We start from the raw sequence: 25415 nt of genomic DNA, 5'->3' as shown, positions 1-25415 counted from the left end.
CCGGTGTCCCGTCCGGACGGGACACCGGGGCTCACGCGTGCCGCGGGGCGTGCGGGCGACCGGGCCTCAGCCCGGCAGCACCCCCAGCAGCGGTCCGACGGCCGGCAGGTCGCGCGGGCCGCCGCCGGCGCTCAGCGGACCGGTCAGCGTGCCGGTGCCGATCGGGGCCAGGCCGGAGTTGTCGGGCTGGACGGTCGCGCCGTTGTTCAGCACGTCGGCGGAGGAGTTGGCCCACGGGTCCAGGCGCAGGTCCTTGAGCGGCGCGACGCCGTAGCCGAGGCCGGAGGTCGCGCCGCCGAGCGCCTGGCCGACGTCGGTGCGCTGGAGGTTGGTACCGCTCTGGTTCGGCGCCGCCTGCGCCGAGCCCGCGCCGAGCAGCATCGCGGCGCCCAGGGCGGCGGCGAGGCCGGCCCCGCTCATCTTCGAAGCCATGCGGAATCACCCTTCGGGGGGACGGGGGTCCGGGCGGTCGGTGTGCGCCCGGGATGCCGAACGGCCCCTCGGCCGGAGGGCCGAGGGGCGGTCAGGTCTGGGCTCGTGCCGATCAGGAGATCAGCAGTCGTCCGCGTGGTGCGAGGGCGCTTCCACGTTGGCGCAGCTGTTGCCGAACGCCGGGTTGAGCAGGCCGATCACGTTCACGGAGTTGCCGCACAGGTTGATCGGCACGTGCACCGGCACCTGGACCTGGTTGCCGGAGACGACACCGGGGGAGCCGGCGGCGACGCCCTCGGCGCCGGAGCTGGCGGCGGCGGAGCCGGCACCGGCCAGCACCACGCCGGCCGCGGCAGCGGTGAGGACAGCGGCCTTCTTCACGTTCTGCATGGGGGTTGATCTCCTAGATCACACACGGGTGGAGCGCGCCGCACCCCGCCCTTCGGCGGAGTGCGGCACGGGCTCGGTGAATCAGCAGTCGCCCGCTGGGCGACCGCGGGTTCAGCCGATGTTGGCGCAGTGGTTGCCGAACGCCGGGTTGAGGATGCTGATGACGCCGATCGAGTTGCCGCAGACGTTGACCGGGATGTGCACCGGGATCTGGATCTGGTTGCCGGAGAGCACACCCGGGGAGCCGGCGGCGACGCCCTCGGCACCGGAGCTGGCGAACGCGCCGCCGGCCGCGCCGACGACCAGGCCGGCGGCGGCGAGGGACAGGGCGGCGGCCTTCTTGAAGTTACGCATGTTCTTCCTCCGTTTTCTGCCCGACGGATTGGAAATGTCGGGGGCCGGGCGAAAGGGAATCATCGCCCGTCGGCTTCTGGAATGCCGTGCATTGTCACTCCGGCGGCCCAAATGGCGTGTTTCGTCCGTGGCTTGGACGATGTGCGGCCGCCTCGTACCCGCGCCTCGCGAACAATTCCCGCACGGCGGGGGACGATTCGTGCAAAGGCGCGACCAGGAGGGGTTCCGTACCGGTCCGCGGCCCGTGGCGGAACGCGGACCGGTACGGGACGGGATCTCCCGGGAGTCACTGAGCCGCCCGGCGGTACGGCCGGGCGGTCGTCGGGGGGAGCAGTCAGGCGTTGGCGCAGCTGTTGCCGAACGCCGGGTTGAGCAGGCCGATCACGTTCACGGAGTTGCCGCACAGGTTGATCGGCACGTGCACCGGCACCTGGACCTGGTTGCCGGAGGCCACGCCGGGCGAGTTCGCCGCGACACCCTCGGCGGAGGCGCCGTGGGCGTGGTGGGCGGCGGCGGCGCCGGCACCTGCGACCAGCAGGGCGGCGGTGGCCGCGGTGCCGAAGGCGGCGTGGGCGAGCTTGCGCATGGTCCGGTACTCGATTCGTGAGAGGGCCTGGGTGGAGCGGGTTCCGCCAGGAAGAACGAGGCAGCGCCCGGGGGGAAACGGTCGGACTGCCTGATCACCCGAATGCCCGGGGGAGGGTGCCCGTTGGGCCGGTCGGGTGACAGTGGGCCAGGTCTCGCAACCGCCCCCGGGAGGGCTCGTTGGAGATGTCGCACTCCCCGTGCATCTCTGTCGATAGTCAGGAGGCTCATATGAGCATCAAGAAGACGGCCGCCGTCGGCGCCGCCGTGGTAGGCATCGTCGCGGCCGGTGCCGGTTCCGCGATGGCCAGCTCGGGTGCGGAGGGCGTTGCCGCCGGTTCCCCCGGCGTCATCTCCGGCAACCAGGTTCAGGTGCCGGTGCACGTTCCGGTCAACCTGTGCGGCAACACCATCGACATCGTGGGCCTGCTGAACCCGGCGTTCGGCAACCACTGCGTCAACGCGGGCTGACCCACGCCCGGTTCGGCCGGCGTGAGCCGCCGTCCTTCGCCTCCCTCCTGGGGCGCGGGGCGGCGGCTCGCCGCGTTTGCGGGCCGGGGGCGCGCCACCCGGGGCGGCAACTCCCGGTGCTGTCACAAGCCTTGTTGCGTTACTTGTCAGTACTTAGAATATGAGACCTGCTCACCTTTCTTGCTCCGCGCCCCTGCCCGGCGCCCGCGCCCGGCAGTTCCGCTCCGAGCCGTCCGGCACCCCTGGCCGGGCGGTCCCCCTCCTCGCAAGGAGTCGTGTGTGATCAGGTCACGATTGTCAGGTGCGCGGCGAAGCAGGTCGGTGGCGCGCCGCTCCCCGTACGGTGCGCTGCTCGCGGCGGGCGCCCTCGTCGCCGCCCTCGGCCTGGCCGGTGCCCCCGCCGCCCTCGCCGACACCGCCCCGGCCGCCGCCGGCGCCGCCCGTCCGGCCGCCATCGTCGCCCTCGGCGACAGCGCCATCTCCGGGGAGGGCGCCGGCACCGACACCGGCGACGCCTACTTCCCCGAGACCGACAGCCCCACCAACTACTGCCACCGGCACCCCAAGTCGGAGATCTTCGTCACCGGCATCCCCGACGTGACCCCGGTCGACCTCGCCTGCTCGGGCGCCCAGACCGGCGACCTGGTCAGCGACCCCGAGCTGGCCAGGATCACCGGCCCGGGCAGCGGGGACTTCGGCGAGCGCAAGCAGGACGTCCAACTCGCCGAGACGGCGGCCAGGTACGACGTCAGGATGGTCGTCGTCACGATCGGCGCCAACGACGACTTCGACTTCAGCGGCATCATGATGCACTGCCTCGCGCAGTACTTCCCGATCCCCAAGGACCAGGGCTGCCGCGACACCATCGGCAGCGAGGACATCGCCCAGCGGGCCAAGCGGGTCCAGCCCAAGGTCGTCGCCGCGCTGCAGAACATCCGTCAGACCATGCGCCGGGCCGGGTACGCGGACTCCGCCTACCAGCTGGTCTACCAGTCGTACTTCAACCCGATCACCCCGGACATCCGGCGCAACGACTACATCGGCAAGATCGCCGACGGCTGCCCGGCCTTCCCCGAGGACCTCGCCTGGGGCCACAACTGGGTGGTGCCCCTCTTCAGCGACACCCTGCGCGCCGCCGCCGAGCAGGTGCCCGGCGTGCGGTACCTGGACCAGCGGCGGGTCGCCTTCGGTCACGAGGTCTGCGCCGAGTGGACCAGCTCGCCCTACGAGTACAGCAACGGGGACGTCATCAACCTCTCCGAGTGGGTGCGCAACGGCTGCGACCAGCAGATCGGGATCCCCGGCCTGTGCATGAACATGGTCCGCCAGTCGTACCACCTGCGGGTGGCCGGCTACCGGGGCGAGGGCGTCTGCCTCGGCCAGTTCTACGCCAGGCCCGACCAGCAGCAGGCGTACTGCACCCTCAACCAGCAGAACACCACGTCCATCGAACCGCTCACCCCCGGCCGCCCCTTCGCCGACGTGCCCGAGGACGGCGCCTGGTACCAGCTCGCCAACGCGGCCGACGGCCTGGTCCTCGACCTCACGGGCGGCGGCACCTACGGCGACTCCACCAACGGCCGCAGCGCCATCACCTACGCCGCCACCGGCGGGCTCAACCAGTCCTTCGTCCTGGAGGCCAAGCAGGGCGGCAGCTACGAGCTCGACTTCAGCGGCAACCGCGGCATGTGCCTGGACGCCAACGCCGGCTCCACCGCCCCCGGCACCCGGGTGCAGCAGTGGCGCTGCAACGGCGGCGGCAACCAGCACTGGGTCTTCAAGCCGGTGGGCGACGGCCGCTACAAGCTGGCCGACTCCCAGGACCAGAGCAAGGTCGTCACCGCGAGCGGCACCCTCGACGCCAAGGGCAACCGCCTCGTCGAACTCGCCGCCGACACCGGCGCCCCGAACCAGCTCTGGCAGCTCACCAAGCTCGGCATCGTCTACCTCCACGGCTGACCGGCGCCCCCCGTCGCCGCCCCCCGCCGGGGCGGCGACGGCCCCGCCCGCCGGGTGCGGCCGCGGCCCGTCCGGACCCCTACTCCTTCGGGGGTCGGGTACGGAAGGTTGGCTCGGGCCGTCGAACCCCTGTGCCGTAGGCTCGCCCGACGGCGTCGCGTTCACGGCCGCGCCGATCACGAGCGGGGGCGGGGAGTCCAGAGCTGATGAGCACGGCATCGAGCACACCGAGAACGTCGGGCACCGAACCGGCGAGCGCGGAGCCGTCCGGCGTCGAGGCGGAGCCCGGGGACGCGCGGGGCCAGGGCCGGTTCGCGGCCGCGGTCGACCGCTTCGCTCCCGCACTCGGCGCGTACGCGGTGGTGAAGGCCACCGGCCTGACCGTCTTCATGCTGCTGCTCTCCCACACCGGGGACTTCCTCAAGAAGGACCCGGGCCGCGGCGGCGGCGCCCGGCCCTGGGACGTCCTCGGCACCTGGGACGGCATCTGGTACCAGCGGATCGCCGAGTCCGGCTACGACCCGCAGCTGATCCCGCTGCAGGGCTACCCGCTCGCCACGTACTACGAGAACTCGGCCGCGTTCTTCCCGCTCTACCCCTGGCTGATGAGCCTGGTCTCGACCGTCACCGGCCTCGGCCCGTACGGCTCGGGCATCGTGGTCTCGGTGCTGGCCTCCTTCGTCGCGGCGGCCGGCATCTTCGCCGTGGCGGACCGGCTCGGCGGCTTCAAGGCGGGTGTGATCGCGGCGATGGTCTGGGGGCTGTTCCCCGGCTCGGGCGTGGAGTGGGCGGTCTACTCGGACTCGCTCTTCGTCGCCCTCTCCGCCTGGGCCTGCTACTGCGTGATGACGCACCGCTGGCCGGCGGCCGGGGTGCTCGCCCTGGTGGCCGGCCTCAACCGGCCGACCGCCGCCGTGCTGATCGCCGCGGTCTCGATCGCCGCGCTGGTGGCACTGATCCGGCGTACGGACGGCATCGCACGCCCCCTCTTCGCGATGCTGATCACCCCGTGGGGCCTGCTCTGGTACGTCGCCTGGGTCGGCTACCGGATGGGCGACTGGGGCGGCTACTTCAAGCTGCAGCGCGGGGCCTGGAACCGCTACTTCGACTGGGGCGCCTCCACCTCGAAGAGCTTCCTCGACGTGATCACCGGGCACTGGAGCTTCTGGCAGTCCAACCCGGTCCCGGACCTCATCGCGGTGGCCCTGCTGATCGCCCTGCCGGGCCTGCTGGTGCTGCTGCTGAGGGTCCGGCCGCCGCTGGTCCTGATCGTCTACACGCTGCTGACCGTCTTCACCGCGCTGAGCAGCAACCAGATCTTCGGCAACATCTCGCGCTACCTGCTGCCGGCCTTCCCGCTGTTCATCGGGCTGGCGATCGCGCTGCGCCGGCTGCGGCTGCCGACCCTGGTGGGCCTGTTCGCGCTGCCGGCCGTCGCCTCCGGCTGGTACGCGGGCTACGCGCTGTTCGAGCTGGGCATCCCGTAGACCGCGGTCGGACCGGTGGCCCGCGGTCGGACTGCGGGCCGCCGAGCGGGCCGGCAGGTGGTTGGTCAACGGGATCATCCGCGAGCAGACGGCCTTGCTAACCTCGGAAGCATGACGACGAGCAATCCCGCACGCCAGATCCGCGACATCTCCGGTCTGCTGGACCACGCCAGTCACGTCCTGGCGACCAGGATGGCGGCCGCCTTCACCGAGCTCGGGATCACCCCGCGCGCCTACTGCGTGCTGTTCCACGCCCAGGAGACCGAGCGCACCCAGATCCAGCTGGCCGAGCTCGCCGACCTGGACAAGACCACCATGGTCGTCACCGTCGACGAGCTGGAGAAGGCCGGTCTGGCCGAGCGCCGCCCCTCCGCCACCGACCGGCGGGCGCGGATCATCTCGGTCACCGAGGCGGGCGTCGACGCCGTCGAGCAGGGCACCGCGATCGCCGACCGGGTGCACCGGGAGGTGCTGGAGTCGCTGCCCGAGCCCGACCGGGGGATCTTCGTCTCGGCGCTCTCCCGGCTGGTGGACGGGCACCTGGCGGAGCCGGTGGAGAGCGAGCGCCCGGTGCGGCGGGCCCGTCGCGCCCGGGGCTGAGCAGGTCCGGGGCCGGGCGGGTCCGGGCGCGGGCGGTCCGGAGCCGGGGCAGCGCGCGAGTATCTGCTCCCGAGAAAGATAGTCCCGAACAAAACTATCTGTTAGTGTCATACCCGGTACTCGACGAACCGGGAGACCCCACCATGACCACGCATGCCCCGACCAAGCCCGCCCCGAGCCGAGCGGCCGCGAACGCGGCGGCCCCGAGCGCGCCGGCCCCCACCCGCTCCCGCCTGCTCGCCCTGGCGGTGCTCTGCGCGGGCATGCTGATGATCATCCTGGACGGCAGCATCGTCACGGTGGCCCTCCCGGCCATCCAGGACGACCTGCACTTCTCGCCCGCCGACCTGACCTGGACGGTCAACGCCTACCTGATCGCCTTCGCCGGGCTGCTCCTGCTGGCCGGCCGGCTCGGCGACCTGATCGGGCGCAAGAAGGTCTTCGTCGCCGGAATCGCCCTCTTCACCGCGGCCTCGCTGCTCTGCGCGGTCGCCACCGGCCAGGGCATGCTGATCGCCGCCCGCTTCCTCCAGGGCGTCGGCGGCGCGATGGCCTCCGCGGTCAGCCTCGGCATGATCATCACGCTCTTCCCCGAGCCGCGTGAGCGCGGCCGGGCGATCGGCGCCTTCAGCTTCGTCGGCGCGGCCGGCGCCTCGATCGGCCAGGTCCTCGGCGGCGTCCTCACCGAGGCGCTCAACTGGCACTGGATCTTCCTGATCAACCTGCCGCTCGGCCTCACCGCCGGCCTGCTCGCCGTGCGGGTGCTCGACTCCGACCGCGGCCCCGGCCTGCGGGCCGGCGCCGACGCCCTCGGCGCCGCACTGATCACCGCGGCCCTGATGCTCGGCATCTACACGATCGTCGGCACCGGTACCCACGGCTGGACCTCCGCCCGCACCCTCGGCCTCGGTGCGCTCTCGCTCCTGCTGCTGGCCGGCTTCCTGGTCCGCCAGGCCCGCGCCGCCCACCCGCTGCTGCCGCTGCGGATGTTCCGCTCGCGCAACGTCTCCGGCGCCAACGCGGTGCAGGTCCTGGCCATCTCCGGGATGTTCGGCTTCCAGATCCTGGTCGCCCTCTACCTGCAGAACGTGCTCGGCTACGGCGCCGCGGCCACCGGCCTCGCGCTGCTCCCGGCGGCGGTCGCCATCGGCGCGGTCTCGCTGTTCCTCTCCGCCCGGCTGAACGCCCGCTTCGGCGAGCGCAACGTGCTGCTGGTCGGGCTGGCCCTGCTGGTCGCCGCGCTCGGCCTGCTGGTCCGGCTGCCGGCCGACGCCGACTACGTCGTCCACCTGCTGCCGACCATGCTGCTCATCGGTGGCGGGGGCCTGGTGCTCTCCGGTCTCACCGCCCTGGGCATGTCCGGCGCCGACGCGGCCGACGCGGGCACCGCCTCCGGCCTGTTCAACACCACCCAGCAGGTCGGCGCGGCCCTGGGCGTCGCGGTCCTCACCACCCTGGCGGGGAGCCGCACCGCGAGCCTGACGGCCGCCGGGCACTCCACCGCCGAGGCGCTCACCGGCGGCTTCCGGCTCGCCTTCGCGGTGGCCGCCGGCCTGCTCGCCCTGGCCCTGCTGCTCACCGCCGTCGTCCTCAAGCCCGCGGGCGCCGCGGCCGAGCGCGCCGAGACCGCCCCGCCGGTGCTCTGACGCACCGCGGACCTGACGCGGCAGGAACTGATCACCGTTCAAAAGCGGGCCGCCGGGTCAACCCCGGCGGCCCGCAGACGTGTTCCGATGGTGCGGCTACGGCCAGACCAGGCAGTACAGCTGGTGGCCCGCGTCGTGGAGGCGGTTCGCGAAGTCCTGCCACTCGTGCAGCATGCTGTAGATCACGAACGCGTCCCGCGGGCCGCGGCGGTCGGGGACGGTGGACCAGATGAAGGCGGCGGCGCCGAGTTCGGTCTCGTCGGCCTTGCGCAGCGGTTCGACGACGTTCTGCGGGAGCTGGACGACGGCGTAGTCGGGGTGCAGCACGACCAGCTCCAGCGGCGGGACCTGGTGCAGCGGCACGCCCTGGATGCCGGTGAGGACCATGGCGCTCATGGTCTCCGGCTTGATCTTGGTGGAGAGGTGCCCGTTGGGCGAGCCACTGGTCTCCATCAGGTCGCCGAGCCGCCCCAGCGAGCCGAGCTCGCCGGCGTCCAGCCCGAGTCCGCCCGGACCGAGCGCGGTCGGGACTCTGGCGGCGGTGGCGCGGTCGGGTGCGCCGAAATACTTGTAGGTCACCCCCACGCGTCCCTCACCCCGCCTCTCGCCACCGCGACCGCCACGACCCGTACCCGCTCCCGTACCCCCGCGTCCGGCCCCGGTGGGCCTGCGGGTGCCACCCGCGGCCTCGTCGTAGCCGTCCTGCGCCTCGGACACTCGGACCATCCTCACCGGAATTCGCCGGAATCGACAGACCCCCGCACGCCGGGCGTCCCCCGGACGTGCTCCTTACCCGTCATGTCGCCGCCGTACCCAATCGCGGCACGCGGCAGTCCTGCACTCGCCCCTGCACATCCGGAGTGTCTGCACACCCTGAGGTACATAGTCTGACTGGTTCGTGCAGCGGAAGCAGCCAGGGGCCCCGTTGTACGGATAACCGTACAGACTTCGGCACCCGGATCATCGTTCCAGATGATCGGGTCCGACATGCAGAGGTCAAGGACACGATTTGAGACCATGTCTCCCGTGAGCTACCCCTACGAAGCACCCCAGTCCCAGTCGCTCTTCGACCGCGCCTCGGTCGTGACGCCCGGCGGCGTCAACTCCCCGGTGCGCGCCTTCCGCGCGGTGGGCGGCACGCCGCGCTTCATGGTGTCCGGCACCGGCCCCTACCTCACCGATGCCGACGGTCGCGAGTACGTCGACCTGGTGTGCTCCTGGGGCCCGATGATCCTCGGCCACGCGTACCCGGCCGTGATCGACGCCGTCCGGCAGGCGGTCTCCCGCGGCACCTCCTTCGGCACGCCCGGGCAGGGCGAGGTCGAGCTGGCCGAGGAGATCGTCGCCCGGGTCGCCCCGGTCGAGCAGGTCCGCCTGGTCTCCTCCGGCACCGAGGCCACCATGTCCGCGATCCGGCTGGCCCGCGGCTTCACCGGGCGGGCGAAGATCGTCAAGTTCGCCGGCTGCTACCACGGTCATGTGGACGCGCTGCTGGCCGCCGCCGGTTCCGGCGTGGCGACCTTCGGGCTGCCGGACACCCCGGGCGTCACCGGCGCCCAGGCCGGCGACACCATCGTGGTGCCGTACAACGACCTCGCCGCCGTCGAGCAGGCCTTCAAGGCGTACCCGGGCGAGATCGCCTGCGTGATCACCGAGGCCTCGCCCGGCAACATGGGCGTCGTCCCGCCGCTGCCCGGCTTCAACGGCGGCCTGGCCCGGCTCTGCCGGGAGAACGGCGCGCTGTTCATCTCCGACGAGGTGATGACCGGCTTCCGCGTCTCCAAGGCCGGCTGGTACGGCCTGGAGGCGGCGCACGAGGGCTGGGCGCCGGACCTGCTGACCTTCGGCAAGGTCATGGGCGGCGGCTTCCCGGCGGCGGCCTTCGGCGGCCGCGCCGACGTGATGGCCCACCTGGCCCCGGCCGGTCCGGTCTACCAGGCGGGCACGCTCTCCGGAAACCCGGTCGCCACCGCCGCCGGCCTGGCTCAGCTGCGCGGCTGCACCGACGAGGTGTACGCGACGGTGGACAGGGTCGCCGCCGAGGTCTCCGCCCTGGTGTCGGACGCGCTCGCCAAGGAGGGGGTGGTGCACCGGCTGCAGACCGCCGGGAACATGTTCTCGGTGTTCTTCACCGAGGCCGCCGTCACCAACTACGACGAGGCGAAGACCCAGCAGGCGTACCGTTTCACCGCCTTCTTCCACGCGATGCTCGCCCAGGGCGTCTACCTGCCGCCGTCCGCCTTCGAGTCCTGGTTCGTCTCGGCGTCCCACGACGAGCGGGCGATCGAGCGGATCGCCGCCGCCCTGCCGGCCGCCGCCCGTGCGGCCGCCGAGGCCCGGCCCGCGTAGCCCTCCCAGCCAACCCCCAGGAGAACCGAGAAGTGAGCGCCAAAGACATCACCGTCGTCCACCTGATGCGACACGGCGAGGTGCACAACCCGGAGGGCATCCTGTACGGGCGCCTGCCGGGCTACCGGCTGTCCGAGCTGGGCCGGCAGATGGCCGACCGGGTCGCCGAGGACCTGGCCGGCCGGGACATCACGCACGTGGTGGCCTCCCCGCTGGAGCGGGCGCAGGAGACCGCCGAGCCGGTCGCCAAGTCGCACGGCCTGGAACTCGCGGTGGACGACCGGCTGATCGAGGCGGACAACATCTTCCAGGGCAAGACCTTCGGGGTCGGCGACGGGTCGCTGAGGAACCCGGGCTACTGGAAGCACCTCGCCAACCCGTTCCGGCCGTCCTGGGGCGAGCCGTACCTGGAGCAGGCCGTCCGGATGATGGGCGCGCTGGCCGCCGCCCGGGACGCGGCGCGCGGGCACGAGGCGGTCTGCGTCAGCCACCAGCTGCCGATCTGGACCGTCCGCTCCTTCGTGGAGCACCGCCGGCTCTGGCACGACCCGCGCCGCCGGCAGTGCTCGCTGGCCTCGCTGACCAGCTTCACCTACGAGGGCGACCGGATCGTCTCGGTCGGCTACCGCGAGCCGGCCCGCGACCTGCTGCCGGCGCACCTGGTGGGCAAGGGCGGCAAGGGCAAGCCGGTGGGCAAGAGCTTCGGGGCCTGACCCGGTGGCCGCGGGTGATGTAAGGCCGATCTAAATATGGTCTTCATCACCCCGGGCGCGGCCGATTGGTCTGATCCAGCCGCAGGTCAGAGGGGGTTCGACACGTAAGGTCGGACCCCCCCGAACCTGCCCGGAACTCCATGCGAAACTTTTCACATGTCTGGCATGACGCGCCTCCGCCCCCGTCTCGCCGTAGTGGCCGCCACCACCGCCGCCGCTGCCGCGCTCGCCCTCACGGGCTGCTCGTCCTCGGCTTCGTCAGGCAGCGGTGACGGGCAGATCGGCTTCGTCAGCGCCAAGGGGAGCACCATCTCCAAGGCCGCCGCCGGACACCGCCAGGCCGCGCCGGACATCTCCGGCAGCACCCTGGAGGGCAACCCGGTCAAGCTCTCCGACTACCGGGGCAAGGTCGTCGTCCTCAACGTCTGGGGCTCCTGGTGCGGTCCGTGCCGGGCCGAGGCGGACGACCTCCAGCGGGTCTGGGACAAGTACAAGGACCAGGACGTCCAGTTCCTCGGCATCAACACCCGGGACCCGGAGATCGCCAACGCCGTCCGCTTCGAGCAGGAGAAGGGCGTCACCTTCCCCAGCCTCTACGACCCGGCCGGCACCCAGCTCCTGAAGTTCCCCAAGGGCAGCCTCAACCTGCAGTCCCTGCCCACCACGCTGCTGGTCGACCGGGACGGCAAGCTCGCGGCCCGCGCCGTCGGCGGCCAGACCGACGACGCCCTGGAGTCGATCCTGCAGCCCCTGGTCGCGGAGCAGAAGCTGTGAGTGCCGCACTCCAACTGGCCGACACCACCGGGACCATCCAGAGCGGGGCGCTGCTGGTGGCCGCGCCGATCGCCCTGGTCGCCGGCCTGGCCTCGTTCTTCTCGCCCTGCGTGCTGCCGCTCGTACCGGGCTACCTCTCCTACGTCACCGGCTTCTCCGCCGCCGACCTCGCCGACGCGCGCGGGGCCCGGCGCGGCCGGATGCTGGCCGGTGCGCTGCTCTTCATCCTCGGCTTCACCGCGGTGTTCGTCTCCGGCGGTGCGCTGTTCGGCTACTTCGGCTCGACGCTGCAGGAGCACAAGCGGGTCATCTCGATCGTGCTCGGCGCGCTGACCATCGTCATGGGCCTGGCGTTCATGGGGCTGGTGCCCGGGCTGAGCATGCGCGAGCTCCGCTCGCACCGCCGCCCGGCGGTCGGCCTGATGGGCGCGCCGATGCTGGGCGTGGTCTTCGGCGTCGGCTGGACCCCCTGCCTCGGCCCGACCCTGTCCGCCGTGCAGAACCTGGCGCTCAACGAGGCCGACGCGGGCCGGGCGGCGCTGCTGATGACCGCCTACTGCCTGGGCCTGGGCGTACCGTTCGTCGTGGCCGCGCTGGCCTTCCGCCGGGCGCTGGGCGCCTTCGGCTGGGTCAAGCGGCACTACCCGCTCGTGATGCGGATCGGCGGCGGCATGCTCGTCGTGGTCGGTCTGCTGCTCGTCACCGGCGCGTGGGACGCGATGGTGAACGACATGCAGTCCTGGACCGCTGACTTCCAGATCGGAATCTGACCGTGAGCAAGACCACGACCGATACCGAGACGCCCCCGGGCGCGGCGGAGGAGCGGGCCGAGCGGCTCAGTACCGCCCCGGTCGAGTCCGACGGTCCGACCGGCATCGGGGTGCTCGGCTGGCTGCGCTGGATGTGGCGCCAGCTGACGTCGATGCGGGTCGCGCTGATCCTGCTCTTCCTGCTCTCGCTGGCGGCGATCCCGGGGTCGCTGATCCCGCAGAACGGCCAGAACCAGTTCAAGGTCGAGGCCTGGAAGGCGCAGCACACCACGGTCGCGCCGGTCTACGAGAAGCTCCAGCTGTTCGACGTCTACAGCTCGGTGTGGTTCTCGGCGATCTACATCCTGCTGTTCGTCTCGCTGGCCGGCTGCATCGTCCCGCGCACCTGGCAGTTCGTCGGCGTGCTGCGGGCCCAGCCGCCGGCCGCGCCGCGCAACCTGACCCGGATGCCGGTCTACGCGGCCTGGCGCACCGACGCGGACGCCGCGACGGTGAACGCCGCCGCGCACCGGCTGCTGCGTCGGCGCCGGTTCCGGGCCGACCTGGCCGACGGTTCGGTGGCGGCGGAGAAGGGCTACCTGCGGGAGGTCGGCAACCTGGTCTTCCACCTGTCGCTGTTCGCGCTGCTCGGCGGCTTCGCCTGGGCGAGCCTGGCCAGCGGCACCGGCGGCAAGCTGATGGTGGGCGGCGAGGGCTACTCGAACACCATCACGCAGCTGGACGACTTCACCGGCTCGCGGTTCTACGGCACCGAGGACCTCGACCCCTTCTACCTGAAGCTGGACAGCTTCAAGTCGAGCTTCCAGACCAAGGGCGACCAGATCGGCGCCGCCCGCGAGTTCACCGCGAACGTCGAGTACTACGCGGGCAGCGACGCCTCGAAGCTCACCAAGGGCTCGATCGAGGTCAACCACCCGCTGGAGATCGGCAGCAGCAAGGTCTACCTGATCGGCCACGGCTACGCCCCGGTGATCAAGGTGCGCAACGCCAAGGGCGATGTCGTTTACTCCGGTGCGACGCCGTTCCTGCCGCAGGACGGCAACCTGACCTCCACCGGCGTCGTCAAGGTCTCGGACTACGGCGACAAGGACGGCAGGAAGACCCAGCTGGGCTTCTCCGGCTTCTTCCTGCCGACCGCCCCGCTCAGCTTCGAGGGCACCGGCCCGGTCTCGCTGTTCCCGGGCGACGCCGCCCCGGAGCTGGTGCTGAACGCCTTCGCGGGCGACCTCGGCACCGACTCCGGCCTGCCGCAGAACGTCTACCAGCTCAACCAGAAGAACCTGACCCAGCTCCAGGACGGTGACAAGCCGGCCAAGGCGCGGCTGAAGCCGGGCCAGGCCTGGGAGCTGCCGGACGGCTACGGCACGGTCACCTTCGAGGGCTACAAGCAGTGGGCGAGCTTCAACATCTCGCACCGGCCGGGCAACGAGATCGCCCTGGCCGGCGGGGTGCTGGCGATCCTCGGCCTGATCGGCTCGCTGTTCGTGCAGCGCCGCCGGATCTGGGTCCGCGCCGTGGCGCTGCCCGGCGGCGGCACCCTGGTCGAGCTGGCCGGGCTGGCCCGCAGCGAGTCGGCGAAGATCGCCGAGGAGCTGGCGGAGCTCGCGGTCGACCTCCAGGACGACGCCCCCGCGGTGGAGGACGAGGCCGACGACGACGCCCCGGTGACCGGTGGCCCCGGTGCCCCGGACGGTCCCGATCACCCCGATCACCCTGACGACCCCGATGACCCCGAGGCCGACGCGGCCTCAGCGCCCGCGGACCCCGCAGTCCCTGCCGACCAGAACTCCAAGGAGTAGACGGTGCATCTCGCCTCGGCGGTCGACCCCAGCCTGGCCGACCTCTCCAACAAACTGATCTATTCGGCGATGGTCGTCTATACGATCGCCATGCTCGCCCACATGTTCGAGTGGACCTTCGGCAGCAAGGGTGCCGTCGCCGTCCGCTCGTCCGAGCAGGCCGGCGGGCTGGCCGAGACGGTGGCCGCGGCCGACGCCAAGGGCGCGAAGAAGGTCACCGTCACGGTGGCCTCGGCCGGCGGCGGCACCACCACGCTCACCCGCACCGCCCTCGCGGGCGAGGGCGCGACCGTGGTCACCAGCGGCCGCGGCGGGGACGAGGAGGACGGCCCGGGCGCGGCCGGCACCAGCGTGAAGGCCGACATGGCCGGCCGGATCGCCGTCTCGCTCACCGTGCTGGCGGCCCTGCTGCACGCGGGCGGGGTGCTCGCCCGCGGGCTCTCGGTCTCCCGCTGGCCGTGGGGCAACATGTACGAGTTCTCCTGCGCCTTCGCGCTCGCCATGACGGTCGCGTACCTCGGCCTGCTGGCCGCCCGCAAGCCGGTCCGCTGGCTCGGCCTGCCGGTCACCCTGGCGGCGCTGCTCACCCTGGGCGTCGCCGTCTCCGTGCTCTACACCGAATCCGAGCAGCTCGTCCCGGCGCTGCACTCGTACTGGCTGGCGATCCACGTCTCCACCGCGATCATCTGCGGCGGCGCCTTCTACGCGGGCTTCATCGCGACCCTGCTGTTCGTGGGCAAGGACTCCTTCGACAAGCGGATGGCGGCCGGCCTGGCCAGGGGCCCGCTCGGCACCTCGCCGTCGATCTGGCGCCGGCTGCCCGCCGCGTCCACGCTCGACAAGCTGTCGTACCGGATCAACGCGCTGGTCTTCCCGCTCTGGACCTTCACCATCATCGCGGGCGCGATCTGGGCCGAGCACGCCTGGGGCAAGTACTGGGAGTGGGACCCGAAGGAGACCTGGTCGTTCATCACCTGGGTCGCCTACGCCTGCTACCTGCACGCCCGCGCGACCGCCGGCTGGAAGGGCCGCAAGGCCGCCTACCTCGCCTTGGCGGCCTTCGCCTGCTGGCTGTTCAACTACTACGGCGTGAACATCTTCGTCACCGGAAAGCACTCGTACGCGGGCATCTGACCGGGAGGGACCACCCACCGGCCCGGCGCTCCGCAGAGGAAGCCGGGCCGAGGTGTGACAGGGGTAGTTCGTGTCGGCCGCCGGTGCCGGCACGGGGAGCAACGAGGAGGAAATCGCGCAATGGAGTGCGACGAGGTCATGCTGACCGTCCGAATCACCGCCGCCGAGCGCACGCTGCTGCGCCGGCTCGCTCAGGGACACCGCAGCGACGTGTCCGAGGTCGTGGCCGACGGACTGCTGGACATCATCCCCACCTTCAGCTCGCGGACGGACGCCTATCGGCTGCTGGGCGCCCTCACGGCCCCCGCGCCGTGCGCCCTGACGGTCTGGCTGCCGACCCCGCTGGCCGACCTGCTGGTGCCCGGGGCGGCCCGGATCGCCCAGGTGACCGAGGTCCGGATCGGCTCGGCCAGCGCCATGCTGGGCGCCGCCCTGCGGCTCTGGCTGGCCCAGGACCCGGTCCGGCTGGCCGCCAACCTCAGCGTGATGCACGCCGGGCGGCCGGCGGCGCTGGTCGCGGCCTGACGACCCGTTCCGGGTCCGGCCCGCTCGGCCGGGCCCGGCGTCAGCTGGCGAGCGGCAGGCCCGGTTCGGCGGGGCAGTCCTCGAAGGCCTCCCGCCGGGCCTGGCCCAGCTGGGCGGTGGCCGCCTCGCTCACCGGCCCGGCCACCGGACCGGTCAGCAGCCGGCACTCGGCCGCCGTGCGGCCGTCCTGCACCAGCAGCACCCGGACGGCCGTCGGGCGGTGCTCCGGCCCGCCGCCGTCCGGTCCGGGCCGCCGGACCCCGCCCGGTCCGCCGCCGTCGGGGCCGCCGCCGTCCGGTCCGTCCTCGTGGACCGCCCGCACCAGACAGGGCCGGTCCAGCTCGATGTAGCCGCTGAAGGACGAGACCAGTTCGACCGGCACCACCGGTTCGGGGTGCCGCAGCCGCTGGGCGGCCTGCCGGGCGGCCTCCAGCACCAGCATCCCGGGCACGTGGTCCAGCGACCGGTCGAACAGCACCGGGTGCCCCGGGTCGGTCCGCAGCAGCCAGCTGCCCGGCAGCAGGGACGGGCTCAGCACCACGTCCGCGGCCAGCTCCCGCCCGACCAGCTCGGGGGCGGTCGGCGCCCCGGGCGGCCCGGGTGCGGCGGCCCGCCGCCCGGCGTCGCGCAGCCGCGCGTACGAGGTGGGGGAGATCACCCGCAGCAGCGCGGAGCCGCGGCCGACCGGGCACCCGGCCCGCTCGACCTCGACGTGCACCCGCAGCGAGGCCAGCCGCCCGTGCGACATCCGGACGTCCTCGCAGGCGACCCGGAGCATCAGCGAGGTGGGCTCGCCCGCGACGGCCAGCCCGTCGAGGCCGGCCGGGCCCAGCGCGTACGAGAGGTCGTCCATCGCGAAGTGGTGGCCGCGCGGGACGCCGAAGCCGACGTGCCCGATCAGCAGCCCGGCCTGGCGGACCGTCTCGGCCAGCAGCAGCGGGTCGTGGTGCCGGTCGCCGGGCAGTCGGTAGAAGCCGTGCAGCCGGGGCCACTGGGCGCCGAGCAGGAAGTCGTACAGGCCGGTGGCCTGCCACCCGGTGATGAGGACCTCGGAGACCGAGGCCCGGTGCACCAGGTGCCGGGAGACGGTCCGCTCATGGAAGTCGTAGCCGGGAGCGGGGTGGGGATACGGGCCGACCACATCCGGATCTACGATCATTGGCATGACGGGCCCCACTCCCGGGTGTCGAACGATCGACCGCAACAGCGGCCACAGTAAAACATACAGACCACCCGGTTTGCCTCCTCCGTTCGGGGTAGGACTTACCCGAGAGCCCGACGTGGTCGCCTGACCGGGGCCGCTGGGCTGCGGGAATGCCGAAGCGGGCAAGTTCCGGACGACCGGCGGGGGTGCATCCCCGCTGGACGGCGGGGTTCGACGTCGCGCTAGATTAGATACCAACCATGCGGTTTAGGCCGGTGCCGTCCGCATGCGAGGCGTCGCCCCACGGGCGGCGGCGCACCGACAGCAGCCGGGTGGGCCGGGACCTCGCCCGGGCCGAAGCCGGAGGGACCGAGTGGTCAAGCAGGAACGTGCGGGGCGGACCAGGCAGGCCGTTCTGCTCGCCGCGGCGGACACGTTCGCGGACGCGGGGTTCGAGTCGGCCAGCCTGGTCGACATCAGCCGTCGGGCCGGTGTGAGCAAGGGCGCGCTCTACTTCCACTTCGTCTCCAAGCAGGCGCTCGCCGACGGCGTCCGCGCCGCCGCCGGGCGCGAGATCGGCTCCGCCGCGCTGCGCGCGCTGCGCAGCGCCGGCCCGCCCCTGCAGGGCCTGATCGACTTCTCGTACGAGCTGGCCCGACTGCTGCGCGAGGACGTGGTGGTCCGAGCCGGCATCCAGCTCGGCCAGGGGACCCGCCAGGAGGGCGGGCCGGAGGTCGCCCCTGCCGACACCTGGCGCAGCCTGACCGCCGTCGTCCGCCGCCTGCTGGACCGCGCCGGGGCGGCCGGGGAGCTGCGCCCCGGGGTGGACCACCGGCAGGCCGCCGAACTGCTCACCACCCTCGCGGCCGGCCTGGTGCTGCTGGCCGCCGAGGACGCCGACCGGCTGCGGCCGGAGGCCGTGTGCGGCCTCTGGGCGGCCGCACTGCCGGCCCTGGTGTCCGGGGAGCGCTGCCCGGCCTATCGCGTCTGACCCCCGCTCAGGGGCCGTCCGGAGCCCGTGGGGGCTTGGGCCGGGCCCGCTCAGGCGTGCGCCGCCTGCGGGGCGCGCTCCGCGACGGTCAGCCGGGCGAGCGCGTGCGGCTGGACCAGCCCCGGCAGGACCAGCGTCCACAGGTCGGTGATCCGCCGGAGCAGGTCCTGCCGGTCGGTCAGCACCTGGGAGCTGAGCTGTATCCCGGTGACCGCGCCGGTGATCACCCCGGCCGCGGCGGCGGGGTCCACCCCGGGGTGCAGGTCGCCGGCCTCCCGGGCGCGCTCCAGCAGCCCGCCGGCCGCGTCCGACCAGCCCTGGTAGGCCTCGATCTGCGGCTGGGTGAAGCTGCCGTGCTCGATGGTCAGCCGGATCGAGCCGCGGAGCAGCGGGTCCTCCTGCAGTGCGCGCGCGAAGGCGTAGCTGAGGTCGATCAGGGTCTGGACGGGACTGTCGGAGGCCGGCTGCCAGGTGGCGAGCCAGGCGCCCTGGCCCTCGATGACGGCGAGCGCCAGCTCCTCCTTGGAGTGGAAGTGGAAGTACAGCGCGCCCTTGGTGACGCCTGCGCGGTCCAGGATCTCGGCCATCGTGGCGGCGGCGTAGCCGCGCTCGTCGAACACCTCGGCGGCCGCGAGGAGCACCGCCTGGCGGGTTGCCAGCGCGCGGGCCTGCCTGGCCATCGCAGCCTCCCTGCATGGTTCCGGTACTCGGCAGCGGCCCGGTCCTGTGGGGGCCGACGGGCGGCGGGTCGCAAACCGTCCAGTAGGTATTCTACCGAGCCGGGTGTGTCCGGGGCGGGCCGATTGGACGGTACGCAGACGAACGGACCTGGCCGGGAAAGGGCCGGGAACGCCCGACGGCCGGTCACCCGAGTGGGTGACCGGCCGTCGGTGCGGAAGGCTGGCGGGTCAGGCGGCCTGCTGCCAGCTGACCGGCGAGTAGTACGCCGGGCGGCGCTCCAGGCGCTGCCAGTTGGCGATCGGCTCGATCTGCGCGGCGGCGGCCGCGGCCTGCTGGGCGGCCGCGGCGCGGGCCATCAGCACGGCGGTCAGGGCGGCGAGCTCCTCGTCGCTGAGCGAGCCGCGGACGATACGGACGAGAGGTTCGGCGGAAGCGGTCATGTCCGGTGTCTCCCCGGCGGATGCGGTGTGTGGTCGGTGGCGGACTGCGGTGCACGGATCAGTGGTGCGCGGGTCCTGCGGTGCGCTGAACTGTGGTGCTACATCGGCGGGTTGCCGTGCTTGCGGCTCGGCAGGTCGGCGTGCTTGGTGCGCAGCATGGCCAGCGAGGAGGCCAGGACCTGGCGGGTCTCGGCCGGGTCGATGACGTCGTCCACGAGGCCGCGCTCGGCCGCGTAGTACGGGTGCATCAGCTCGTTCTTGTATTCCTTGATCTTCTGCGCCCGCATCGCCTCGGGGTCCTCGGCGCCGTTGATGTCGCGCCGGAAGATCACGTTGGCGGCGCCCTCGGCGCCCATGACCGCGATCTCGTTGGTCGGCCAGGCGAAGGAGAGGTCCGCGCCGATCGAGCGGGAGTCCATCACGATGTACGCGCCGCCGTAGGCCTTGCGCAGGATCAGCTGGATGCGCGGCACGGTGGCGTTGCAGTAGGCGTAGAGCAGCTTGGCGCCGTGGCGGATGATGCCGTCGTGCTCCTGGTCGACACCGGGCAGGAAGCCGGGGACGTCCAGCATGGTGACCAGCGGGATGTTGAAGGCGTCGCACATCTGGACGAAGCGCGCGGCCTTCTCGCTCGCGTTGATGTCGAGCACGCCGGCCAGCGACTGCGGCTGGTTGGCGATGATGCCGGTGACGTGGCCGTCGATCCGGGCGAGCACGCACAGCACGTTGGTGGCCCAGCGCTCGTGGACCTCCAGGTACTCGCCGTGGTCGACGATCTCCTCGATCACCTTGCGCATGTCGTACGGGCGGTTGCCGTCGGCGGGCACCAGGTCGAGCAGGACGTCGTTGCGGCGGTCCACCGGGTCGTCGGTGACGACGGACGGCGGCATCTCGCGGTTGTTCTGCGGCAGCAGCGAGAGGAGGTAGCGGACCTCCTCGATGCAGGACTGCTCGTCGTCGTACGCGAAGTGCGAGACGCCGGAGACCCCGGAGTGGACGTCGGCGCCGCCGAGCCCGTTCTGGGTGATCTTCTCGCCGGTGACGGCCTGCACCACGTCCGGGCCGGTGATGAACATCTGCGAGGTCTCGCGGACCATGAAGATGAAGTCGGTGAGGGCCGGGGAGTACGCGGCGCCGCCGGCGCACGGGCCGAGCATCACCGAGATCTGCGGGATGACGCCGGAGGCCCGGGTGTTGCGCTGGAAGATGCCGCCGTAGCCGGCCAGGGCGGTGACGCCCTCCTGGATGCGGGCGCCGGCGCCGTCGTTCAGCGAGACCAGCGGCGCACCGGCCGCGATGGCCATGTCCATGATCTTGTGGATCTTCTGCGCGTGGGCCTCGCCCAGCGCGCCGCCGAAGATCCGGAAGTCGTGCGCGTAGGTGAACACGGTCCGGCCGTGCACGGTGCCCCAGCCGACGATGACGCCGTCGGTGTGCGGCTTCTTGGCCTCCAGGCCGAAGCCGGTGGCGCGGTGCCGGCGCAGCGGCTCCACCTCGCGGAAGGAGCCCTCGTCGAGCAGCAGGTCGATGCGCTCGCGGGCGGTCAGCTTGCCCTTGGCGTGCTGCGCCTCGGTGGCCTTCTCGCTCGGGCCGCGGCGGACCTGCTCGCGCAGTTCGTGCAGCTCGGCGACCCGCCCGTGGGCGTCGGCCGGGATCTCGGGGATCTCGTCGCCGACCGGCGCCTCATGCACAACCGTCATCTCGAACCACTCCAAGGGTGAGGGAACTGTCCGACAGCCAACGTCTGCATTGCCCCCGGCTGCGAATCACTTCTTCACTTATGACTGTACGAGGGGCCGCGTCCTGGTTTCGGCGTTGATTCCGTACAAGGTCGCGTGCGTTTACATGTCAGGGCTGCACAGAAACCGGACCTCGCCACCCTGTGCGTACCGTGTCCGATCGAACACGGGGGGTTGCTGCTTGGGTGATTGTCTGATGATCTGAGCATGAGGAAACGTGCAGGTCAGGGCCGTCAATCAGCACTGTATCCGGGTCCGCTGAAGGATCGCTCAAGGCTTGCTTGAGCCGATCGGGCGAGTGGGTCCGCGCGCCCCGGGGGCTTCGCAAGTCGTAGGGATACGCCAAAAACGCCGCAGCCCACCCGGAAGGTCCCGAGTGGGCTGTCCGAGGGAGCCGCGTCAGCTCTTGCGGCCGTCCTCCGGCTCGTCCCGGCCGCGCAGCTCCTCCTCGCGGCGGCGCAGATCGGCCTCCCACTGCTTGAGCATGTCCTCGTGCTGCTTGTCGTCCTTCTTCAACGAGGCGAGGAACTCGGGGTCGTCGTCCGGCGCGAGCGGCCGGCCGTCGCGCGGGCGGCCGGACTCCGCAGGGTCCGCCGACCGGCCCGGTGCGAACCCGCGCCGCTTGCCGGCCACCAGCCAGGCGATCGGGCCGAGCGGCGGGAACAGCAGCACGATGATCACCCACACCACCTTGGGCAGGTGCTTCACCTCGTCCTCGGGGGCGGTCAGGCAGTCGATGAAGGCCCACACCCACAGGGCGAGCGGGAGCACGACGGTCAGAATCCTCAGCACGGCGGTGATCTCCCCCGGCGACGGCGGTTGCGGCGGCGGCTCCCCGGGGTCCTCGACTCCAGGGGGCCCTTGACCGAGCCAGGCTATCGGGTGGCGGATACTGACTGGCATGGCATACGACGATCTCCGCTCGTTTCTCCGGGCACTCGACCGCGAAGGCGACCTCAGGCGCATCAAGGCCGAGGTGGACCCCCACCTGGAGATCGGCGAGATCGTCGACCGGGTGCAGAAGGCCAAGGGCCCGGCGCTGCTGTTCGAGAACGTCAAGGGCTCCTCGATGCCGCTGGCGATGAACGTCTTCGGCACCGAGCGCCGGCTCGCCAAGTCGCTCGGCCTGAAGGGCCCGGAGGACATCTCCGAGAAGATCGCCGGCCTGCTGAAGCCGGAGCTGCCGCAGGGCTTCACCGGCTTCCGGGACGCCTTCGGCAAGCTCGCCTCGATGGCCCACGTGCCGCCGAGGAACGTGAAGTCCGGCGACGCGCCCGTGCACGAGGTGGTGCTCACCGGCGACGACGTCAACCTGGACGACCTGCCCGCGCTGTTCACCTGGCCGCTGGACGGCGGGTCCTTCTTCAACCTGGGCCTGACCCACACCAAGGACCCGGACAGCGGGATCCGCAACCTCGGCCTCTACCGGCTGCAGCGGCACGACCGGCGCACCATCGGCATGCACTGGCAGATCCACAAGGACAGCCGCAACCACTACGCGGTGGCGGCGAAGCGCGGCGAGCGGCTGCCGGTCGCGATCGCCTTCGGCTGCCCGCCGGCCGTCACCTACGCCGCCACCGCGCCGCTGCCCGGCGACATCGACGAGTACCTGTTCGCGGGCTTCATCGCGGGGGAGCGGGTGAAGATGGTCGACTGCAAGACCGTCCCGCTCCAGGTCCCGGCCGATGCGGAGGTCGTGCTGGAGGGCTGGCTGGAGCCCGGCGAGATGCTCCCCGAGGGCCCGTTCGGCGACCACACCGGCTTCTACACCCCGCAGGAGCCGTTCCCGGCCCTGACGATCGACTGCGTGACGATGCGTCGGCGCCCGATCCTGCAGTCCATCGTGGTCGGCCGCCCGCCGACCGAGGACGGCCCGCTGGGCAAGTTCACCGAGCGGTTCTTCCTGCCGCTGCTGAAGATCATCATCCCGGACATCGTCGACTACGACCTGCCCGAGGCCGGCGGCTTCCACAACTGCGTGATCGTCTCGATCGACAAGAAGTACCCCAAGCACGCCCAGAAGACGATGCACGCCATCTGGGGCGCCCACATGATGTCGCTGACCAAGCTGATCATCGTGGTGGACTCCGACTGCGACGTGCACGACTACCAGGAGGTCGCCTGGCGGGCCTTCGGCAACGTGGACTACAGCCGCGACCTCACCGTGGTGGAGGGCCCGGTCGACCACCTCGACCACGCGTCCTACCAGCAGTTCTGGGGCGGCAAGGCGGGCATCGACGCGACCCGCAAGCTGCCCGAGGAGGGCTACACCCGGGACGGCGGCTGGCCGGAGATGGTCTCCTCCGACCCGGCCACGGCCGAGCTGGTCGACCGCCGCTGGAAGGAGTACGGGCTGTGAGCACCGCCGCCGCCCTCCCCGAGGTCCCGCCGGGGAAGGTCAGGTCCTTCCTACGCCTGGTGATGATCGAGCACTCGGTCTTCGCCCTGCCCTTCGCCTACATCGCCGCCCTCACCGCGATGTTCCTCGCCGACGAGCGCGTGCACTGGGGCGAACTGTTCATCGTCACGGTGTGCATGGTCGGCCTGCGGACCTTCGCGATGGCCGCCAACCGGATCATCGACCGGGAGATCGACGCCCGGAACCCGCGCACGGCCGGGCGCGAACTGGTCACCGGCGCGGTCGCGCTGAGGACCGCGTACATCGGCTCGGCGATCGCGCTGGTGGTCTTCCTCGGTGCGGCCGCCCTGCTCAACCCGCTCTGCCTGGCGCTCGCCCCGGTCGCCGTCGTGCCGATGGTGGTCTACCCGTACGGCAAGCGGTTCACCGACTTCCCGCAGGCCATCCTGGGCCTCGCCCAGGCGATGGGCCCGATCGGCGCCTGGCTCGCCGTCACGGGCTCGTGGTCCTGGGACGCGGTGGTGCTGGGCCTCGCGGTGGGCATCTGGATCGGCGGCTTCGACCTGATCTACGCCTGCCAGGACGTCGCCTCCGACCGCGACGGCGGCGTGCGCTCCGTCCCGGCCCGCTTCGGCGTCCCGGCGGCGGTCCGGGGGGCGCGGGTCTGCCACGCCCTGACGACGCTGCTGCTCGGCTGGTACGCCGTCCTGACGGACGCCGGGCCGGCCTTCTGGGTCGGGCTGGCGGTGGTGGCGGGCGCGTTCGTCTACGAGCACACCATCGTGAAGCCGGGCGACCTGTCGCGGTTGAACCGGGCGTTCTTCCAGACCAACGGGTTCGTCGGGATCTCGCTGTTCTTCTTCGCCCTGGTGGACCTGGTGATGCGCGGCCTCGGCCTCTGAGCTCAGCCCTTCCCGCCCTCGTCGAGCGTGTGCTTGACGAGGGCGTTGGCGTGTCCGTGGCCCAGGCCGTGCTCGGTCTTCAGCCAAGCGACCAGCTCCATGTGCCTGGTCAGCGGGGAGGAGCGGATCAGCTCCTGCCAGTGCGCGATCGGCTGCCCGTACTTCTTCTCGATCGAGGGGAAGTAGCTGGCGGGGTTGCCCTTGGGGGTCTCGGTGCTCATGACGGGTTCTCCTCGGTGGTGGCTCGGTGGTGGGTGGATCGTTCTTCGGTGACTGTCACGCCGTCAGCCGGAGGAGGCCGAGTGCGGCCCCCGATCGGGGCTGCGGTGAGCGTGTTCGTCATGCCGGTAGGACCGGGGGCGTGAGCGGAACTCATCGCTGGGGCGGATGTGATCCGGGTCACGTGGTGCGGCGGCCGCTCGATCGGGGGCGCGCGGCCCTCGGTGCCGGGTCGGCCCGTCCGCGCTCGTCCTCGTGAAGGCATCCCGTACCGGATGTACATCCGGTACATTTGATGCATGAGTGAACCTGTGATCGCGTCCATGGCCGAGGTCCGGAGCCACCTCGCGGATGTCATCGACCGGGCCCGCAGGGACGAGACACCGACGATCATCACCCGGCGGGGGCGGCAGGAGGCCGTGGTGATCGACATCGAGGAGTACCGGCGGCTGAGCCGACTGGCGGACGAGGCCGAGGACGCCTGGCTCAACCGGCTGGCCGACGAGGCCGAGGCCGAGGGCGTCGAGGGATCGGTCTCCCTCGAGGAGATGGCCGCAATGCTCCGTTCCCAGCACGGCTGAGCCATGGGCCACACGACGCGGTTCACTCCGCACGGCCAGCGGGACCTGCTGAAGATCCCCCGCCCCGATGCCCTTCGGATCATGTACCGCCTCACCGAACTCCAGCGAGCGCTGGACGAGGGCAGCACCGAGTCCTTCGACATCAAGGCGCTCCAGGGGCACAGCGCCCGGTGGCGGCTGCGCGTCGGGGACTACCGGGTCGTCTACACGATCGAGGAGCGTCAGATCATCGTGTGGGTCATGGCGGTCGGTAACCGCCGCGACGTCTACCGGCGCCTCTAGTGCCGCGTCAGGCAACCTTCGCCCCGTCGCGACGCCCGGCACGCACTCTCGCCGCACCGGCCGAAAGCCCAAGTACGTCCAGTACGAGG

The 25415-nt window shown here is 71.9% G+C and carries 28 protein-coding genes; 17 read left to right on the top strand and 11 right to left on the bottom strand.

Annotation, left to right across the window (positions count from 1 at the left end; all coding sequences use genetic code 11):
- Window positions 1-66: 66 nt before the first annotated feature.
- From ACFVVX_RS36835 to ACFVVX_RS36820, 4 genes are all read right to left on the bottom strand, one after another.
- On the bottom strand, window positions 67-432 hold the full coding sequence (locus tag ACFVVX_RS36835) for a hypothetical protein (protein WP_387952406.1): 366 nt from the start codon (window positions 430-432) through the stop codon (window positions 67-69).
- A 120-nt stretch (window positions 433-552) separates the two neighbouring features.
- Window positions 553-822 (bottom strand): chaplin, encoded by a 270-nt coding sequence (locus ACFVVX_RS36830; RefSeq protein WP_387952404.1) that lies wholly within the window; start codon window positions 820-822, stop codon window positions 553-555.
- 111 nt (window positions 823-933) lie between these two features.
- Window positions 934-1176, bottom strand: a complete 243-nt coding sequence (locus tag ACFVVX_RS36825; RefSeq protein ID WP_387952402.1) for a chaplin — start codon at window positions 1174-1176, stop codon at window positions 934-936.
- 334 nt (window positions 1177-1510) lie between these two features.
- Window positions 1511-1762, bottom strand: a complete 252-nt coding sequence (locus ACFVVX_RS36820; protein WP_387952400.1) for a chaplin — start codon at window positions 1760-1762, stop codon at window positions 1511-1513.
- 230 nt (window positions 1763-1992) lie between these two features.
- On the opposite strand from ACFVVX_RS36820, the gene ACFVVX_RS36815 reads away from it, so the two are divergent.
- The 5 genes from ACFVVX_RS36815 to ACFVVX_RS36795 all read left to right on the top strand — a co-directional run bounded on the left by ACFVVX_RS36815 (window position 1993) and on the right by ACFVVX_RS36795 (window position 7924).
- Entirely contained in the window at window positions 1993-2232 is a 240-nt protein-coding gene (locus ACFVVX_RS36815) for a chaplin (RefSeq protein ID WP_387952399.1), read from the top strand.
- Between the two features lie 321 nt (window positions 2233-2553).
- Window positions 2554-4191 carry an RICIN domain-containing protein gene (locus ACFVVX_RS36810; RefSeq protein WP_387952397.1) on the top strand — a complete coding sequence of 546 codons (1638 nt, stop codon included), beginning with the start codon at window positions 2554-2556 and terminating at the stop codon, window positions 4189-4191.
- Between the two features lie 206 nt (window positions 4192-4397).
- Window positions 4398-5678, top strand: a complete 1281-nt coding sequence (locus tag ACFVVX_RS36805; RefSeq protein ID WP_387952396.1) for a hypothetical protein — start codon at window positions 4398-4400, stop codon at window positions 5676-5678.
- 111 nt (window positions 5679-5789) lie between these two features.
- Window positions 5790-6278 (top strand): MarR family winged helix-turn-helix transcriptional regulator, encoded by a 489-nt coding sequence (locus ACFVVX_RS36800; protein ID WP_387952394.1) that lies wholly within the window; start codon window positions 5790-5792, stop codon window positions 6276-6278.
- Between the two features lie 143 nt (window positions 6279-6421).
- Window positions 6422-7924: an MFS transporter gene (locus tag ACFVVX_RS36795; protein ID WP_387952393.1), complete on the top strand. Its 1503-nt coding sequence runs from the start codon at window positions 6422-6424 to the stop codon at window positions 7922-7924.
- A 96-nt stretch (window positions 7925-8020) separates the two neighbouring features.
- On the opposite strand, the gene ACFVVX_RS36790 is transcribed toward ACFVVX_RS36795, so the two are convergent.
- Window positions 8021-8503 (bottom strand): hypothetical protein, encoded by a 483-nt coding sequence (locus ACFVVX_RS36790; RefSeq protein WP_327678121.1) that lies wholly within the window; start codon window positions 8501-8503, stop codon window positions 8021-8023.
- Between the two features lie 438 nt (window positions 8504-8941).
- Between ACFVVX_RS36790 and hemL the strand changes: the two genes are divergently transcribed.
- The 7 genes from hemL (at window position 8942) to ACFVVX_RS36755 (ending at window position 15988) form a co-directional block, all read left to right on the top strand.
- On the top strand, window positions 8942-10273 hold the full coding sequence (gene hemL / locus ACFVVX_RS36785) for a glutamate-1-semialdehyde 2,1-aminomutase (RefSeq protein ID WP_387952392.1): 1332 nt from the start codon (window positions 8942-8944) through the stop codon (window positions 10271-10273).
- 65 nt (window positions 10274-10338) lie between these two features.
- Window positions 10339-10986: a histidine phosphatase family protein gene (locus ACFVVX_RS36780; RefSeq protein ID WP_387952407.1), complete on the top strand. Its 648-nt coding sequence runs from the start codon at window positions 10339-10341 to the stop codon at window positions 10984-10986.
- A 165-nt stretch (window positions 10987-11151) separates the two neighbouring features.
- Window positions 11152-11760: a TlpA family protein disulfide reductase gene (locus ACFVVX_RS36775; protein ID WP_387952390.1), complete on the top strand. Its 609-nt coding sequence runs from the start codon at window positions 11152-11154 to the stop codon at window positions 11758-11760.
- The gene (locus ACFVVX_RS36770) at window positions 11757-12530 is read left to right on the top strand and encodes a cytochrome c biogenesis CcdA family protein (protein ID WP_387952388.1); all 774 of its coding nucleotides are present in this window, start codon (window positions 11757-11759) and stop codon (window positions 12528-12530) included. Before ACFVVX_RS36775 ends, ACFVVX_RS36770 begins: the two co-directional genes overlap by 4 nt.
- A 2-nt stretch (window positions 12531-12532) precedes the next feature.
- Complete coding sequence (locus ACFVVX_RS36765) at window positions 12533-14329, top strand: cytochrome c biogenesis protein ResB (protein ID WP_387952386.1); 1797 nt, start codon at window positions 12533-12535, stop codon at window positions 14327-14329.
- A gap of 3 nt (window positions 14330-14332) precedes the next feature.
- Window positions 14333-15463 (top strand): c-type cytochrome biogenesis protein CcsB, encoded by a 1131-nt coding sequence (gene ccsB / locus ACFVVX_RS36760; RefSeq protein WP_387952384.1) that lies wholly within the window; start codon window positions 14333-14335, stop codon window positions 15461-15463.
- A 120-nt stretch (window positions 15464-15583) separates the two neighbouring features.
- Window positions 15584-15988 (top strand): hypothetical protein, encoded by a 405-nt coding sequence (locus ACFVVX_RS36755; RefSeq protein WP_387952383.1) that lies wholly within the window; start codon window positions 15584-15586, stop codon window positions 15986-15988.
- 40 nt (window positions 15989-16028) lie between these two features.
- Here the strand turns inward: ACFVVX_RS36755 and ACFVVX_RS36750 are convergent, their stop codons facing one another.
- Window positions 16029-17153, bottom strand: a complete 1125-nt coding sequence (locus ACFVVX_RS36750) for a ScbA/BarX family gamma-butyrolactone biosynthesis protein (protein ID WP_387952381.1) — start codon at window positions 17151-17153, stop codon at window positions 16029-16031.
- 352 nt (window positions 17154-17505) lie between these two features.
- Here ACFVVX_RS36750 and ACFVVX_RS36745 point away from each other — a divergent pair, with 352 nt between their 5' ends.
- Window positions 17506-18123, top strand: a complete 618-nt coding sequence (locus ACFVVX_RS36745) for a ScbR family autoregulator-binding transcription factor (protein ID WP_387952379.1) — start codon at window positions 17506-17508, stop codon at window positions 18121-18123.
- A 50-nt stretch (window positions 18124-18173) separates the two neighbouring features.
- Here the strand turns inward: ACFVVX_RS36745 and ACFVVX_RS36740 are convergent, their stop codons facing one another.
- The 4 genes from ACFVVX_RS36740 to ACFVVX_RS36725 all read right to left on the bottom strand — a co-directional run bounded on the left by ACFVVX_RS36740 (window position 18174) and on the right by ACFVVX_RS36725 (window position 21775).
- Window positions 18174-18803 (bottom strand): ScbR family autoregulator-binding transcription factor, encoded by a 630-nt coding sequence (locus ACFVVX_RS36740; protein ID WP_387952377.1) that lies wholly within the window; start codon window positions 18801-18803, stop codon window positions 18174-18176.
- 228 nt (window positions 18804-19031) lie between these two features.
- Complete coding sequence (locus tag ACFVVX_RS36735) at window positions 19032-19244, bottom strand: acyl-CoA carboxylase subunit epsilon (RefSeq protein ID WP_387952376.1); 213 nt, start codon at window positions 19242-19244, stop codon at window positions 19032-19034.
- A gap of 98 nt (window positions 19245-19342) precedes the next feature.
- Window positions 19343-20944 (bottom strand): acyl-CoA carboxylase subunit beta, encoded by a 1602-nt coding sequence (locus tag ACFVVX_RS36730; protein WP_387952375.1) that lies wholly within the window; start codon window positions 20942-20944, stop codon window positions 19343-19345.
- 438 nt (window positions 20945-21382) lie between these two features.
- The gene (locus ACFVVX_RS36725) at window positions 21383-21775 is read right to left on the bottom strand and encodes a PLD nuclease N-terminal domain-containing protein (RefSeq protein WP_387952373.1); all 393 of its coding nucleotides are present in this window, start codon (window positions 21773-21775) and stop codon (window positions 21383-21385) included.
- Between the two features lie 109 nt (window positions 21776-21884).
- Between ACFVVX_RS36725 and ACFVVX_RS36720 the strand changes: the two genes are divergently transcribed.
- Window positions 21885-23342 carry a menaquinone biosynthesis decarboxylase gene (locus tag ACFVVX_RS36720; RefSeq protein ID WP_387952372.1) on the top strand — a complete coding sequence of 486 codons (1458 nt, stop codon included), beginning with the start codon at window positions 21885-21887 and terminating at the stop codon, window positions 23340-23342.
- Window positions 23339-24244: a menaquinone biosynthesis prenyltransferase MqnP gene (mqnP, locus tag ACFVVX_RS36715; RefSeq protein ID WP_387952370.1), complete on the top strand. Its 906-nt coding sequence runs from the start codon at window positions 23339-23341 to the stop codon at window positions 24242-24244. Before ACFVVX_RS36720 ends, mqnP begins: the two co-directional genes overlap by 4 nt.
- A 2-nt stretch (window positions 24245-24246) precedes the next feature.
- Here mqnP and ACFVVX_RS36710 read toward each other — a convergent pair whose 3' ends face one another.
- A complete protein-coding gene (locus tag ACFVVX_RS36710; protein WP_387952369.1) occupies window positions 24247-24465 on the bottom strand; it encodes a DUF4287 domain-containing protein in 219 nt (72 codons plus the stop codon).
- Window positions 24466-24762: 297 nt separating this feature from the next.
- Here ACFVVX_RS36710 and ACFVVX_RS36705 point away from each other — a divergent pair, with 297 nt between their 5' ends.
- A complete protein-coding gene (locus ACFVVX_RS36705) occupies window positions 24763-25044 on the top strand; it encodes a type II toxin-antitoxin system Phd/YefM family antitoxin (RefSeq protein WP_387952367.1) in 282 nt (93 codons plus the stop codon).
- Between the two features lie 3 nt (window positions 25045-25047).
- Window positions 25048-25326 (top strand): type II toxin-antitoxin system RelE/ParE family toxin, encoded by a 279-nt coding sequence (locus ACFVVX_RS36700; protein ID WP_387952366.1) that lies wholly within the window; start codon window positions 25048-25050, stop codon window positions 25324-25326.
- Window positions 25327-25415: the final 89 nt, after the last annotated feature.

The sequence above is a fragment of the Kitasatospora sp. NPDC058170 genome, from assembly GCF_042883905.1.
GTDB lineage: Bacteria > Actinomycetota > Actinomycetes > Streptomycetales > Streptomycetaceae > Kitasatospora.
Note: the sequence above shows the minus strand (reverse complement) of the source record. Positions and strands in the feature narration are given on the sequence as shown.